The sequence below is a fragment of the Streptococcus infantis genome, from assembly GCF_001579645.1.
Classification (GTDB): Bacteria; Bacillota; Bacilli; order Lactobacillales; family Streptococcaceae; genus Streptococcus; species Streptococcus infantis_E.
In genome coordinates, this window is sequence record NZ_KQ970822.1 from 24,892 (window position 1) to 39,783 (window position 14,892).

The window sequence follows — 14,892 nt, forward strand, 5'->3', positions numbered from 1 at the left end:
GCACTAAGTTTACGCTTCTGTTCTAGCTTCTGGCATGATGAGCCAAAGAATGAGGTAAGCAAGAATTCCTGATCCACCTAGCAATGTGAAGAGAATCCAAATAGCACGAACCAATGTTTGGTCCATATCTAAGTAGTCAGCAAGACCTGCACAAACACCAGCAATCTTTTTATCTTGAACATTACGAACTAAACGTTTTTCCATAATAATCTCCTAATACTAATTTTTCTTTTTATTTTATCATCAAATCAAATCTTTTTCAATAGTCTTTCTACTTTTTATCTGTAGATGCTAGTTTTATACTCAATGAAAATCAAAGAGCAAACTAGGAAGCTAGCCACAGGCTGTACTTGAGTACGGCAAGGCGACGCTGACGTGGTTTGAATTTGATTTTCGAAGAGTATTAGCAATTCTTAAGCTCTCATTGTTTCGGTTCCTTAGTCCAAAGAACAGAAAAAGTGGGGATTCCTCCGCCACTTTTACTTTTTAATCTTCAATTTCGATTTCAAGATCATCGCCAAGGTCAAGAGTCACTTCTTGATTAGCTACTTCTGATTCCACAGGTGCAACTTTTTCATCAGCTACTGCATCATCTTCAATCAAGCCAAACTTGACACGAACTTGGTGATCAATCTCGTCAAAGACTTCTGGGTGATCTGCCAAGTATTTCTTAGCATTTTCAGAACCTTGACCGATCTTTTCGTCTTTGTAAGAATACCATGCTCCTGCTTTTTTGATGATGTCAAGATCACTTGCAATCTTCAAAAGCTCACCAGTTCTTGAAATTCCTTCACCATACATGATTTCAACAAAGGCTTCTTTAAATGGTGGAGCTACCTTGTTTTTAACAACCTTAATCTTGGTTTCCTTACCTACGCTCGTATCTTTTTGGTCACCAGTTCCCTTGATTTGTGTGCTTCCACGAACATCCAAACGGACAGAAGCGTAGAATTTAAGGGCACGTCCACCAGGAGTTGTCTCTGGATTACCAAACATAACCCCTACTTTTTCACGCAATTGGTTGATGAAGATAGCAATTGTCTTAGTCTTATTAATAGATGCCCCGAGTTTACGCATAGCCTGGCTCATCATACGAGCTTGAAGACCAACGTGGCTATCTCCGATATCTCCATCGATTTCTGCACGAGGTACAAGGGCAGCAACTGAGTCGATAACAACAAGATCAACTGCACCTGAATCAATCAATTTCCCAGCAATTTCAAGACCTTGCTCCCCTGAGTCTGGTTGTGACAAGAGCAATTCATCGATATTAACACCAAGTGCTGCTGCATAGGCTGGATCAAGAGCGTGCTCCGCATCGATAAAGGCAGCAATTCCGCCTTCTTTTTGCGCTTGCGCTACCGCATGAAGGGCAACCGTTGTCTTACCTGATGATTCTGGCCCGTAGATTTCGATGATACGTCCCTTTGGATAACCACCTGATCCGAGTGCGATATCAAGAGCCAAAGAACCTGAGCTCATCACTTGGACCTTTTGCTCTGCACGTTCACCCAAGCGCATGATTGATCCCTTACCGAAATCTTTTTCAATCAATTTAAGGGCATCGTTTAGGGCTTTTTCACGATCAGCACCAAATTTTTTGCCAATTTCGTCTAATTTTTTTGTTGGTTTTTTCGCCATTATATTCTCCTGTATTCTAATAGTCCTTAGACCTTCTTCTATTATAACAAATCTCCAGCACTTAATAAAGCTTTGCGAACTAGGTTAAAGGCATGTAAGACTGCAATTTCTCGCACATCTGCACGACTTCTACCTGCGATATTGGCCTGGATAACTTCTGTCCCCGAAGCTTGCGCCAAAGCGATAAAGACTGTACCTGCTGGATGTCCTTCTAGGCTATCTGGTCCAGCCACTCCTGTCAAACTAATTCCAAAATCTGACTGGGTCTTGATTCGCGCCTGTTCAGCCATTTTTTCAGCAGTAAAGGCTGAGACGACTCCGTGTTTTTCCAATTCAGCATGTGGAATATCAAGCATCTTAGCTTTTTCTTCAAGGCTATAGGTCACAAAACCACCTTTAAAGATAGCAGATACACCTGAGAAATCAGCCAAAGTAGCTTGAAAGAGACCTGCAGTCAAACTTTCTGCTGCAGTGATAGTTTTCTTTTTCTTTTTCAACTCTTCTACTACCAGGCTAGCCAAGCTGGTTTCTTCCCCATAGCCATAGCAAATTTCTCGAAGTGAAACACCTTCAAAGGTTTCTCTTTCAAGGATTTTTTGTTCTAAAGTATCTAGAACACGATCCGCTTCTTCTTGACTCTTAGCCTTGGTCGATAATCGAAGGGTCACTTCCCCAGTTTTAGCATAAGGTGCCAAGGTTGGATCCGTCTGCTGGTCAATCAAATCTGATAGAATGGTCACTAACTGGCTCTCACCAATCCCAAAGAAACGTAGCACACGTGAATAGAGCTTAGATCCCGTTGTCAATCTTGGAAGCAACTCATTTAAAACCATAGGTTTCAATTCACTTGGAGGTCCTGGTAGAACGACGTAGGTTACCCCAGCCACCTCGATCATGCCACCGACTGCCAGTCCTGTTTCGTTTGGTAATGAAGTTGAACCTTGAACGATTTGAGCCTGGCGTTCATTATTTGGAGTTCTAGCATAGTCTGGTCGATGAGCAAAAAAGTCATCTAGCTTAGCCTGAGCCTGAGAATCAAAAGTCAAGTCACGTCCCAAAAATTGGGCCAAAGTTTGCTTGGTCAAATCATCTTCCGTTGGCCCCAAGCCACCTGTTAAAATGACTAGACTACTGCGATTCTGAGCAATTTCCAACAAGGATAAGAGACGAGCCTCGTTATCTCCTACAGCTGTCTGAAAATAGACATCTACACCGATTTCAGCCAACTTTTCAGACAAGAATTGCGCATTGGTATTGAAAATTTGACCTGTCAAAATCTCTGTTCCAACAGCTATAATTTCTGCTTTCATTTTTTCCTCCTACTTACCTATTCGGATTTCTTTGAAAAAATCGCAGGATAATTCCTACGATTTGATGAATAGTTTCCTATTATTCTAACTCTTCTACTGCAACACTAGTAGATTGAGGCAACTGCCCCTGACCATAAAGATTCTCATACAAGACTACGTTGGTCTCCAAATTCGTAACTTCTGGTTGCCCGAGCGAACGGCGTAAAAGATTTTGCATCTCTAACATATGCTCAGATGTCACGATTTGGTAAGATGTCCCTTGAAGCATTGCATCCTCTCCACGCAATTGTTGAGACTCAATATTTTTAAATGAATCTTGATAACCCATCAACCGAGGAATCGTTGTCGTTGTAATCTCGATATTTGTCTGCATATTGTCACTAAGAGCCTTCAGAATCTCTTGATAGTGGCTCACACTGTTCAGACTAAGAATCTTCTCAACAACTTTTTGAATCACTTCACGCTGACGTTTTTGACGACCATAGTCTCCTTCTGGATCCTGATAACGCATACGTGAATAAACAAGGGCTTCTTCACCATTTAGCTTCTGTTCACCAACACCGATAGAAATTGTATTAAATGGTTCCTGATCTTGGATAGAGATTGGGAAACCTAGAGTGTTGTTCACTGTAATTCCACCTACTGCATCAACCATTCTTTGAAGTCCATGCATGTTGACCATAACATATCGGTCGATATGGATATTCATCATTTTTTGAATCGTTGAAATAGACAACTCTGCTCCACCATTGGCATAGGCAGCATTGAGTTTTGCCTCCATTACACTACCATCTGGTTGCTGGATTTGTGTGAGAATATCACGCTCCAAACTCATCATAACGGTCTTCTTGGTTTTAGGATTCACTGTCACCAAGATCATTGAATCACTATTACCAGCCCATGGGTCTGTACGTTCAACATTCCCTGTGTCCACTCCCATAAGCAAAATCGTCAGAGGTTCGGTCGCTTCAATGACCTTGGTTTCTTCTCCGATTTTTTTATAGGTTTTAGCTAGGGTCTGTGTACTCTGTTGGTAGATCGTATAGGCATAAGCTCCCACACCAAGTACTGTCACAAGAACAAAGCCTAAAAACATTCCGATTATCTTTTTTGCCATACTTTTATTCATCTATCAGTTGACCCATCAGGTATACATCTAGAAACTCTCCTCCTTCTATACAAGCACCACGTTCCTGTAATCCTTCTATGTTAAAGCCCATTTTTTCATACAGATGCACCGCAGCAAGATTTCTTTTTTGAACTGTCAATTGTAAACGTCGAATACTACCACTTGATTTGGCCCATTCAATAGTTTCTTCCATCAAGATACTACCGAGACCATTTCCCCAGTAAGCTTTTTTTATTCCTAAAAAGACATCTCCAATATGACGGACTCGCGGACGTTGATCAGCTGTTGTATTGATGATTCCTACTAACTCATCATTCAAAAAAGCGAGTAGGGTAATTTGATTATCCGACTGGGCCTGCTTATCCAAAAAATGTTGCATTTCAGACTCACTCATTGTAATCCCATTTTCATCCAGACTGGTAAAACTAGACTCTTGACCAATTTGATCTAAGAGAGCAATGACCGCTGAAGCATCCTGGGCTTCCGCTTCACGGATTAAAAGATCATACTCCATCCGTCAATCCTTTCAAAAGTTCTGTCGCTCTTTGGCCATGAGCATGAAAAACGATTTCTCGGCCCTCATCTCTTTTAAGGATTTCTAACTCCAGATAATCTGATGGAAGATTTTCCCCCAATAGATGTCCCCACTCAATAACCGTTACACCTGAACCAAAAAGGAATTCATCCAAGTCGATAGAATCTGCATCCCCTTCGATGCGATAAACATCTAAGTGATACAAGGGTAGACGTCCTTCATATTCTCTAACAATGGTATAAGTAGGACTCTTAATCATTTGATGAATGCCTAATCCCTTAGCCAGACCCTTTGTTAGCGTTGTTTTCCCAGCACCTAATTCACCAGTCAAAATCAACACATCATTTTTTTCTAACAAGTGCCCTAGCTTTTCCCCAAGTGCAACCAACTCATCTTCATTTTTTGTGTACATGTAATTATTATACCAAAAAGTTTTATTTTGTGATATTTCCATCAACAAAAAAAGAGGAGACTCCCCTCTTTTTTTAGTTTTTGTCATTAGTTAAGAGCCATACTGATGTAGTTCAAGATAAACAAGGCATCCAAAATCCAAATCATGACATGCACATCTTTCACTTGACCTTTGACAACCTTCGTCAAAGTATAAGTTAAGAAACCAACGGCAATCCCTTGTGTGATTGAGTAGCTGAATCCCATAAAGATAGATGTGAAGAAAGCTGGAACAGCTTCAGCCATATCATCCCAAGGGATATTTTTCAAGTTAGAAAGCATCATAATTCCGACGATGATCAAAATTGGTGCAGTTGCAGCTGTTGGAACAATTGCTAGAAGTGGGCTAAAGAAGCTTGATAGGGCAAAACAGATGGCAACAACCAAAGCTGTCAAACCAGTACGTCCACCAGCACCGATACCCGCTGCAGACTCAACATAAGTTGTAACGTTTGAAGTACCTGCAATAGCACCTACTGAAGTTGCCACCAAGTCAGAGTAAAGAGCCTTATCCAATTTAGCTGACTCATGGTTTTCACCACTTGTTGCAATGATACCAACTTTTTCACCAGTACCGATAAGAGTACCGATAGTATCAAAAATATCTGTCAATGAGAAGGCAAGAATGGCCATTAAGGTTTCTGGCAAACGAGAAGTGTTTGAAATCAGAGATCCCAATCCTTCTGAACCAAGAGCAGCACCAAACAAGGTTCCTAGGTCGTTAACTGCTGATGAAAGATTATTGCTTGCAAAGTCAATGCTAGACAAATTAACAAGACCAACAGCAATGGCAAGAACTGTCGTTGTCAAAATAGAAAGGATGATACCACCTTTGATCCCCTTAACAACGAAGAAGATAGTAATGGCAAGACCTGCAAGAGCTACCAAGACAGCTGGAGTGTTGAAGTCTACCAATCCTGGAACAGCTGCTGAGTTTGCAGTAAGTGCTGCTTGAGCCTTATCTGCTCCTTCACCTGCTACTGTATAGGTACCTGGGTCAATCGAGAATTTCAAGAGACCAGCATTCTTAATCCCAACATAAGCAAGGAAAACCCCAATACCAGCTGAAATCGCTGAACGAAGAGTTGTAGGAATAGATTCGATGATCATTTTACGAACATTGGTCAATGTAATAATCAGTGAAATAACTCCACAGATGAAGACCATCCCAAGAGCTTCTTTCCAAGTATAGCCCATCCCAAATACGACGGTAAATGTAAAGAAGGCGTTTAGTCCCATACCTGGGGCTTGTGCATATGGCAAGTTAGCATAGAAGGCCATCATCAAAGTTCCCACAACAGAACCGATGATTGTTGCCAAGAATACACCTTGAACAGGCATTCCTGTTTGTGAAAGCATTTGAGGGTTTACAAAGAGAATATAACTCATTGCAAAGAAAGTTGTTAAACCAGCAAGAACCTCTGTACGGACGTCTGTCCCGTGCTCTTTTAGTTTAAATAGTTTGTCCATTTTTAATCTCCTTTGTCATTTTACGAACAATACTACCATTATATCACCAATCATTCATCTTTTCAAGATGTTTTTTCTAATTTTAAAAATTCTTATGAGATATTATTGTCTCTATTTTCGCTTATTATCAGCTTTTCTAGTCACTTTCTGATATAATAGAAAACATCTTATCTGAAACTAGATTCGGGAGGATTTTATGACTAAAAAAATGATTGCCGTCGATTTGGACGGAACCTTGCTCAACTCTGAAAGCAAACTTTCTGATTTTACTATTGAAACGATTAAGAAAATCTCTAAAAAAGGCCACCAAGTTGTTATCGCAACTGGTCGCCCTTACCGTATGGCCAAAGATTTTTATGACCAACTTGAACTTGAAACCCCTATGATCAACTTCAACGGTTCACTTACTCATCTACCAGGTAAGACTTGGAAACATGAAAAGTGTCTGACTGTGGACAAAAAATACCTCTTGGATATCGTGAAACGAAAAGAGGATATTGAGGCAGACTTTATCGCAGGTGAATACCGTAAAAAGTTTTACATTACAGCCCCGAACAAAGAAATTGCCGACCCTAAATTATTTGGTGTTGAAAACTTTCGCCCAGAAAATCAATTCCAGTCTAACTTAGTGACCAAGGGTCCTAACTGTATTTTATTACAAACTAGGGCAGACGATAAATATGCACTGGCTGAAGAGATGAACAGCTTTTACAAGCACCAACTCAATATTAACACTTGGGGTGGCCCCTTAAATATCCTTGAATGCACTCCCAAAGGAGTTCACAAGGCCTTTGCCCTTGAATATCTTCTCAACGTCATGAATATCGACAAACAGAATTTGATTGCCTTTGGTGACGAACATAATGACCAAGAGATGCTTTCTTTTGCAGGTAAAGGCTATGCCATGAAAAATGCAAATCCTGCTCTGTTACCTTTCGCAGACGAGCAATTACCATTGACCAATGAAGAAGATGGCGTCGCTCACTTTTTACAGGAACGATTTCTTTAATTTCACTCATTCTATACTTTTGGGGTAGGCATTAGCTACCTTAAGAGTATGGAATTTTTTTGAGCTCAAAGTCAATAAAAAAAGGATTTGAATCCGTCTTTTACAGATCCAAATCCCAACAAATGATGTCTATTTCTTTAAAACGATACGATCTGAAGCCTCACGGTCCATGTCATCGATAATAATCTGGTTCTCCTCTGCCACATAAATCTTGATATCGTCTCCAATAAAGACTCTCTGATTTTCTGGTTCGAAGGTCACCTTCTTCACCTCTTTATCTCCGTTCGCTTCAACTTCTGTCCACGTTCCGGTATTTCCAGTGACTACAAGAGTAATGCTATCACCCTCGTCTTGTCCCTTGTAGGTCCCATCTATATTAGTAGTTACGTCAGTCTTTGCACTAGTAGTAGAACTTGAAGCACTGGTTTCTGATACTTGACTAGTGCTCACTTCAGAGCTAGTGCTTGCTTGGGATGAAGGTGTCGACTTAGTTGTTGACGAACAAGCAACTAAAAGACTAAGACTTGCTACAGTAGCAAGAGAAAGTGTAAATTTTCTTAGTGACATAATGTCTCCTTCCTTTCAGGAGCTAAAGGCAGAAAAACTGCAGAACTATTCTACTTATACTATATCAAATAAAGGAAACAAGGTCAATCAAGCAACTATGTTTTTATAAGGTAGGCACGAACTTCAGATATAAAATAGAGGGAACCTGTAACAAACAGTAAGTCTTTCTCCCCTGCAGACTTTTCAAAATCATCTATAAAGTCTCGATAGGAAGCAACTCTATGATAGTCGCTCAAATCCTGCTCCTCCAAAGATCCCTGATAGTCAAAACTCGTCACATAGAGAGCTGTATCAGGTAAATGATCTGTCAGATAACCAAGCATGCCACTGTAATCTTTACGCTTTAAAGCACCAAAAAGGATTTGAGGTTGATAACCTTGCTGAATCTTTTCCTGGATAAATTCAACCAACCGCTCCAGAGCTGGTAAATTATGGGCACCATCTAGATAAATATGCTCCGTAACAGCTTCTAGACGCCCAGCCCAGCTGGTTGTTTCCAGAGCACGCCGGATAGCTTCCTCATTGACTTTTTCACCTCTCTCTGTCATAAACAACAGAAATGCCTGCAAAGCCAAAGCAGCATTCTCCTCTTGATAAGTTCCTTCCAAACCTAGTTTTAGTCGGGACAAGTTCGCAATAGAAGAAGAAAAAACTCCTGATTTGAAAGAAAAATCTCGGTCAGCTTGGTAGAGAGTAACATCTAAATCTTCTGATATCTTTTGACAAACGAGCTGGGCTTCAGGAGCTAAGTTTGCAATCACTGCTGCTCTTCCTTGCTTAAAAATTCCTGCTTTCTGTTCAGCGATTTCTTCCAGACTATTGCCCAAGGTCTCCTGGTGATCTAGGCCGATTGATGTAATAACTGCGATCTCTCCAGTCACCACATTAGTCGTGTCAAGCAAGCCACCAATTCCAACTTCTAATAGAACTAGATCCACCCCTTGTTCTTTAAAATAAAGCAAAGCAATCACGGTTAACAACTCAAAAAAAGATAGCTGATCGTGGGTTTCTAGAAGTCTTTGCTCCATTTCCTTAACTTGATTTGCTAAACGGATAAAGTCTGCATCCGATATGGGTTGACCATTGATACAAATCCGATCATGGATGCTAACAATGTGAGGCGAAGTAAAGGTCCCCACCTTCTTACCATGAGAAATAAAGAGCTCTCTCATAAATGCAATGGTTGAACCCTTTCCATTTGTCCCTGTCACATGGATAATAGGATAGGCTTGCTCAGGGTTCCCCAGCAAGTCTACCGCTCTCTGCATCCGCCCCAAACCTGATCTGAAATTCAATCCGATTCGACTATGAAGCCATTTTTCTACTTCAAACACGCTTAATCTCCTTAATCCTTAACAAAAAAGCGAAGATTCTCTTCGCTTTTTTACTTCATTAGCTAGTATTTAATTCTAGTATGGGAGAAAAATGTCCCCCGGACTCGCCAACTCTCTCTTGTTTCAAGGAGCTGGGCTAAAAACGTTCCCCGAACGTTCCTGCTTTTTCTTATTTCTAGAAGCAGGAGTAAAAACATCCCCCGGATGTTCCAACTCTCTCCAGTTTCTGGGAGTTGGGCTGATACAGTCTCCCAGACTTACTTACGGTCTTTATTTTTAGCGTAAGGGTAAAAATGTTCACTGAACATTTTTACTCCTCCATAAAGCTGTTGAAGACTTCTTCAATCATGTTCCACTCATCTTCTGAATCTTCAGGGATTGGTTGCAATTCACCTTCTGTTCCATCTTCATTTTCGATGAATGAGTATGCTTGGATTTCAACTTCACCGTTTTCATCCTCTTCTGCATTAACTGGTACAAGAAGGACATAGTTTTTACCAAATTCTTCTTTTCCGTCAATAGTCAAAAGGATTTCAAATAAAGTTTCGTTTCCTTGCTCATCTACAAGTGTAATAAGTTCACGTTCTTCGTGATCGTGGTTGTGATCGTGTGACATAGTTTCTCCTCTGTCTTAAAATTTTCTATCTAAATAATTTTGCAAAATCAATTGAGCGGCTAATTTATCAATAACTTTTTTACGCTTATTGCGACTAATATCTGCTTGCTCAATCAACATACGCTCTGCAGCGACCGTAGTTAGGCGTTCATCTTGATACTCTACCGGTAGACCAAAGAGTTCTTCTAGTTTGGCCCCATAGGCTTGACTGGCTTCCACGCGCGGTCCGCTGGTATTGTTCATGTTTTTAGGCAAACCAACAACAAAACGGTCTACCTTATAGGTTTCAACGAGTTCCTTGAGGCGTTCAAAACCAAACTGACCTTGATCTTCATTGATTTGGATGATTTCAAGCCCTTGTGCCGTAAAACCTAACGGATCGCTAATCGCTACTCCTACCGTTTTGGAACCAACGTCCAATCCCATAATTCTCATAGATTATAGATCGACTCCTTGTCCTTTAAGGTAGTAGCGAACCAGTTCTTCAACGATTTCATCTCGCTCATACTTACGGATTTGATTTCGTGCATTGTTATAACGAGGAACGTAAGCTGGGTCTCCACTGAGAACATAGCCCACGATCTGATTAATAGGGTTATAGCCCTTTTCATTCAAAGAAGCATAGACATCTGTCAATGTTTCACTGATTTCTTTTTTATTGGAATCGTCCAATTTAAAACGTACGGTTTCTTCAGTAAATCCCATTCTAACACCCTCTTTCCTTAGAATAGTACTATTATAGCACATTCGCGGTCGTTCTACAAATCACACAGTCTGATTCTGCTGATTTTCTCTGACTTTTTACTGGACTGTTGCCCCATTTGCAACACGATTTGCGATATAGTCCTCTGGTTCGTTTTTCAATAGATTTTCCAGTCCAACATTCTTCAAGTATTCGTTTTCACTGGCTTTTTTAATATCCATCGTTTGGAAATCATAGCTAGTCTTGGTTTCCATTTCTTTCTCATTTAAAAGAGTCGTTTCAATGGTAAAGCCTGAAATTTTTCGAGCTGCTTGAACAGACTCATCCTTGTCCTCAGCTTCTTTAAGAGCTTTTTTAGCTTCGTCTAATCCACGTTCAGAAATATAATTTTTTAAATCTTCTGATACAGGACGTTTCTGCTGAATGGTCAAGCTTAAAAATTGATTGCCTTTGTAAGTAATGATTTGAGTTTGCTGTGCTCCACTCTCATCAGCTGGCAAAACCAAGGTCTTGGTAACAACTGTATTCTTGGTTGCATTTTCTAATACGGGCAAGGTAGACTGTAGAGCTTCCTGTGAACTCTCAGTAGTTGAAGCTACTGTTTCTTTTTTCTGACCACATCCAACGAGCAAAAATAGTGCTGCGAATGTTCCAATGACTAACTTTTTCATAAATCCTCACATGTTATCCAATTTAAATATTAGAGAAGGCCAGGAGTCACTCCCAGCCTTGATGTTTTATAGAGCCGCACGTAAACGCGCTTCTGCATTTTCCACATTACGGACAGAGCGTGGCAAAAAGGCACGGATATCGTCTTCTTTATAGCCGACTTGTAGGCGTTTCTCATCTACAAGAATCGGACTTTTCAAGATACGTGGTGTTTCCATAATCAGGTTGAGTACTTCATTCACACTCAAATCTTCGATATCAACACCAAGGGCCTTTGCATAACGATTTTTCGATGATACGATACTTGCAATTCCATTGTCTGTTTTTGTCAAAATATCAAGTAGTTCTTCTCTCGAAATTCCTTCCTTACCGAGGTTTTGTTCTTTATAACTTAACTGGTGGGCATTGAGCCAGGTCTTCGCTTTTTTACAGCTAGTACAACTTGAGACTGTATAAATTTTGATCATGTACCTACCCCTTTCGCTACATGTTACTATCAGTTTAGACTATTATACCATAAAAAACATCGGACTTGCGACCTATTTTTAAAAAATTTTAACTTTTTTGGCAATTTTTGAACTTTTTTCTTGACAAAATACGAACTATAACCATTCTTTATACTTCTTAATGTAAAATTTCTTTATAACTGTGACGCTAAACATATACAAGAAAATAATACAGATTAAGAATAAGAAGTAAGGAAGCCCTAAGGGTGCTAGACGAAGGATATTTACTAGCGGTCCATAAGGTAGACTGGTTACGAAAAAGGCTGCAACCAGTGTCATCAAAATCACAAGCCAAGCTGGTCTGCTTTGTACAAAAGGAACTTTTGCTGTACGAAGCATATGGATGACCATGGTTTGAGACCACATAGATTCGATGAACCATCCTGTTTGGAACAAGATAATGAACTGAAGGGCAGATTCTGACCCATGAACATAATGATGGCCAGTCACCAAAGGAACAATGATAAAGTAGAGGAAGATAAATGTCAAAATATCAAAGACAGATGAGATTGGTCCCATCCAAACCATAAATCGTGTAATGGATTTTGCTTCCCATGTATGGGGTTGTTTAAGGAAATCTTGATCCACATTATCAAATGGCAATGCCACACAAGATAAATCGTAGACTAGGTTTAGGACAATGAGATGAACAGGAGCCATTGGTAAAAATGGTAAGAAAATACTTGCAACCAATAGTGAGAAGATATTCCCAAAGTTTGAACTAACTGTCATCTTGATGTACTTGGTCATGTTGGCGTAGACCTTGCGGCCCTCAACGATACCAGTTTCAAGGACCATGAGATCCTTGTCTAGCAAAATAACATCCGCAGTTTCCTTGGCGATATCAACTGCTGTATCCACAGAAATACCAACATCCGCTACCTTCATGGATGGGGCGTCATTAATACCGTCACCCATATAACCAACACCGTGACCATTTCTCTTTAACTGTAAAATGATACGCGCTTTTTGATCCGGAGACAATTTAGCAAATACTGTTACACTTTCAACCGCTTCTGCCAATTCTTGATCTGTCATTTGGTCAATGTCAGCCCCTAAGATCATATGCTCAACGTCCAAACCAACCTTTTCACAAATGGCTTGGGTTACTTTTTCGTTATCCCCAGTTAAAATTTTTGTTTTGACACCATGCTCAAGTAGAGCTTGAATAGCTGGTGCTGCAGATGGTTTTGGCGGATCCAAAAAGGCAAGGTAACCTGTAAGGATCATGTCACTTTCATCAGTCACAGCATAGGCATAATCTTCACGTAGACCTGACTTGTAACCAACACCTAAAACACGCAAACCTTGACGGTTTAATTGACCAACTTCTGCTAATACTTCTTGGCGAATGTCTTCGGTTAGGGGAATGATTTCTCCGCGATATTCCACATAAGTCGAAATGGTCAACATTTCTTCTAAAGCGCCTTTGGTAACCATACTAACGACATTGCTATCGTCTTTGACGATGACACTCATGCGTCTGCGTTCAAAGTCAAAAGGCAGTTCATCAATCTTTTGGAAGATTTTATCCAAATCTTGTAGAATAACGTGTTCTTTAGCTTCTTTTTCAGTTCTACTGATAATGGCACGGTCCATCAAGTTTTTCAAACCTGTTTGGAAATGTGAATTTAGATAAGCTCTTCTTAAGACTGCCATATCCAAATCACCATGGATATCCAAAGGGTATTCTAAGACAATCTCATCTTGCGTTAGAGTTCCAGTTTTATCTGTACATAGGATATCAATTGCTCCTAAGTCCTGAATGGCATTAAGTTTTTTGATAACCACCTTTTCCTTGGCCATAATAATGGAACCTTTGGCCAAGCTGGCTGTGATAATCATTGGAAGCATTTCTGGTGTAAGTCCGACACCGACGCTCAAGGCAAATACTCCAGCCTCTAGCCAGTCTCCATCAGTCAATCCATTTGCGAAAAACACGATCGGAACCATGACAAGCATCAAGCGGATCAAGAGCCAAGAAATGCTGTTCATTTCACGTTCAAAAGAAGTTGGTTCATCATAGGTGTTGAGAGTTTGCTCAATAGCTCCCATCATGGTGTCATCACCAACAGCGAGAACCATAGCTGTAGCACTTCCTGAGATAACGTTTGTCCCCATGAATGCCAAGGATTCTGCTTCTAAAAGACTCTCTACATTTTGATTAGTAGCTTTATTTAAAGCAAGCTTTTCGACTGCATCGCTTTCTCCAGTCAAACCTGACTGTTGAACGAAAAAGTCGCGGGATTCAAACAAGATAACATCTGCAGGAATCATATCTCCAGCACTCAATTTCACGAGGTCTCCCACAACCAACTCATCGATAGGTAACTCTTGTTCAAGACCATCACGAATAACAGTTGCAGTGTTGACAATCATTTTTGAAAGGTTGGTTGTTGCCTTGTCGCTCCGCAACTCTTGGACAAAACGGATGCCTCCTGAAATCAAAACCAAGACAACGATAATGATAGAAGTCGTTGGATCCTCTTGACCAGGTTTGGCAAGCCAGACGTTTGTAACGAGAGAGATAAAGGCAATCACAAGCAAAATGATTGTGAAAGGATTGATAATAGACTCATAAATCTTTTTAAAGATGGAATCCTCTTGACCTTTTGTGATGGTGTTTTCACCATATAGGTCACGGTTTTCTTCGACTTGTTCTTGGTCTAAGCCTTTTAGACTTGTATGGTAAAAAGCTAGACTGTCTGCGAATGGAGCTTGAATAGCTGCTGCTAATCTTTCTTTTGTAGTTTTCATTGGTTTCTCCTATCTGTATGAATAGTGATTTCATACTCAATGAAAATCAAAGAGCAAACTAGGAAACTAGCCACAGGCTGTACTTGAGTACGGCAAGGCGACGTTGACGTGATTTGAATTTGATTTTCGAAGAGTATCATACACAGAGACCAATCACTTTATAGGGACAGAACGACACAAATCAGCGATTGGCTGT

The 14,892-nt window shown here is 40.3% G+C and carries 16 protein-coding genes; 1 reads left to right on the plus strand and 15 read right to left on the minus strand.

Annotated features, from left to right (window positions below; all coding sequences use genetic code 11):
- Positions 1-9: 9 nt before the first annotated feature.
- From SINDD18_RS07395 to SINDD18_RS07425, 7 genes are all read right to left on the minus strand, one after another.
- Positions 10-204: a PspC domain-containing protein gene (locus tag SINDD18_RS07395; RefSeq protein ID WP_061863667.1), complete on the minus strand. Its 195-nt coding sequence runs from the start codon at positions 202-204 to the stop codon at positions 10-12.
- A 282-nt stretch (positions 205-486) separates the two neighbouring features.
- A complete protein-coding gene (gene recA, locus SINDD18_RS07400) occupies positions 487-1,641 on the minus strand; it encodes a recombinase RecA (protein ID WP_001085523.1) in 1,155 nt (384 codons plus the stop codon).
- A gap of 41 nt (positions 1,642-1,682) precedes the next feature.
- Positions 1,683-2,951 (minus strand): competence/damage-inducible protein A, encoded by a 1,269-nt coding sequence (locus SINDD18_RS07405; RefSeq protein WP_061863668.1) that lies wholly within the window; start codon positions 2,949-2,951, stop codon positions 1,683-1,685.
- A 79-nt stretch (positions 2,952-3,030) separates the two neighbouring features.
- Complete coding sequence (brpA, locus tag SINDD18_RS07410) at positions 3,031-4,068, minus strand: glycopolymer--peptidoglycan transferase LytR (RefSeq protein WP_061863764.1); 1,038 nt, start codon at positions 4,066-4,068, stop codon at positions 3,031-3,033.
- Positions 4,069-4,072: 4 nt separating this feature from the next.
- Complete coding sequence (locus SINDD18_RS07415; RefSeq protein WP_061863669.1) at positions 4,073-4,594, minus strand: GNAT family N-acetyltransferase; 522 nt, start codon at positions 4,592-4,594, stop codon at positions 4,073-4,075.
- A complete protein-coding gene (gene tsaE / locus SINDD18_RS07420) occupies positions 4,584-5,027 on the minus strand; it encodes a tRNA (adenosine(37)-N6)-threonylcarbamoyltransferase complex ATPase subunit type 1 TsaE (RefSeq protein ID WP_061863763.1) in 444 nt (147 codons plus the stop codon). The genes SINDD18_RS07415 and tsaE overlap by 11 nt, the downstream gene beginning before the upstream one ends.
- Before the next feature lie 86 nt (positions 5,028-5,113).
- Complete coding sequence (locus tag SINDD18_RS07425) at positions 5,114-6,535, minus strand: NCS2 family permease (protein ID WP_061863670.1); 1,422 nt, start codon at positions 6,533-6,535, stop codon at positions 5,114-5,116.
- Between the two features lie 196 nt (positions 6,536-6,731).
- On the opposite strand from SINDD18_RS07425, the gene SINDD18_RS07430 reads away from it, so the two are divergent.
- The gene (locus SINDD18_RS07430) at positions 6,732-7,544 is read left to right on the plus strand and encodes a Cof-type HAD-IIB family hydrolase (protein ID WP_061863671.1); all 813 of its coding nucleotides are present in this window, start codon (positions 6,732-6,734) and stop codon (positions 7,542-7,544) included.
- Between the two features lie 129 nt (positions 7,545-7,673).
- On the opposite strand, the gene SINDD18_RS07435 is transcribed toward SINDD18_RS07430, so the two are convergent.
- From SINDD18_RS07435 to mgtA, 8 genes are all read right to left on the minus strand, one after another.
- Positions 7,674-8,111, minus strand: a complete 438-nt coding sequence (locus tag SINDD18_RS07435; RefSeq protein ID WP_061863672.1) for an SP_0198 family lipoprotein — start codon at positions 8,109-8,111, stop codon at positions 7,674-7,676.
- Between the two features lie 95 nt (positions 8,112-8,206).
- Positions 8,207-9,445 carry a bifunctional folylpolyglutamate synthase/dihydrofolate synthase gene (locus SINDD18_RS07440; protein ID WP_061863673.1) on the minus strand — a complete coding sequence of 413 codons (1,239 nt, stop codon included), beginning with the start codon at positions 9,443-9,445 and terminating at the stop codon, positions 8,207-8,209.
- 310 nt (positions 9,446-9,755) lie between these two features.
- Complete coding sequence (locus SINDD18_RS07445) at positions 9,756-10,061, minus strand: DUF1292 domain-containing protein (protein ID WP_000017624.1); 306 nt, start codon at positions 10,059-10,061, stop codon at positions 9,756-9,758.
- Positions 10,062-10,076: 15 nt separating this feature from the next.
- Positions 10,077-10,496, minus strand: a complete 420-nt coding sequence (gene ruvX / locus SINDD18_RS07450) for a Holliday junction resolvase RuvX (RefSeq protein WP_049502846.1) — start codon at positions 10,494-10,496, stop codon at positions 10,077-10,079.
- Between the two features lie 3 nt (positions 10,497-10,499).
- Positions 10,500-10,766, minus strand: a complete 267-nt coding sequence (locus SINDD18_RS07455) for an IreB family regulatory phosphoprotein (protein ID WP_000507060.1) — start codon at positions 10,764-10,766, stop codon at positions 10,500-10,502.
- A gap of 96 nt (positions 10,767-10,862) precedes the next feature.
- Positions 10,863-11,435, minus strand: coding sequence for an SP0191 family lipoprotein (locus tag SINDD18_RS07460; RefSeq protein WP_061863674.1), 573 nt, complete (start codon positions 11,433-11,435; stop codon positions 10,863-10,865).
- Between the two features lie 66 nt (positions 11,436-11,501).
- Complete coding sequence (gene spx / locus SINDD18_RS07465) at positions 11,502-11,900, minus strand: transcriptional regulator Spx (RefSeq protein ID WP_000591164.1); 399 nt, start codon at positions 11,898-11,900, stop codon at positions 11,502-11,504.
- Between the two features lie 135 nt (positions 11,901-12,035).
- The gene (mgtA, locus tag SINDD18_RS07470) at positions 12,036-14,696 is read right to left on the minus strand and encodes a magnesium-translocating P-type ATPase (protein WP_061863675.1); all 2,661 of its coding nucleotides are present in this window, start codon (positions 14,694-14,696) and stop codon (positions 12,036-12,038) included.
- Between the last annotated feature and the right edge of the window lie 196 nt (positions 14,697-14,892).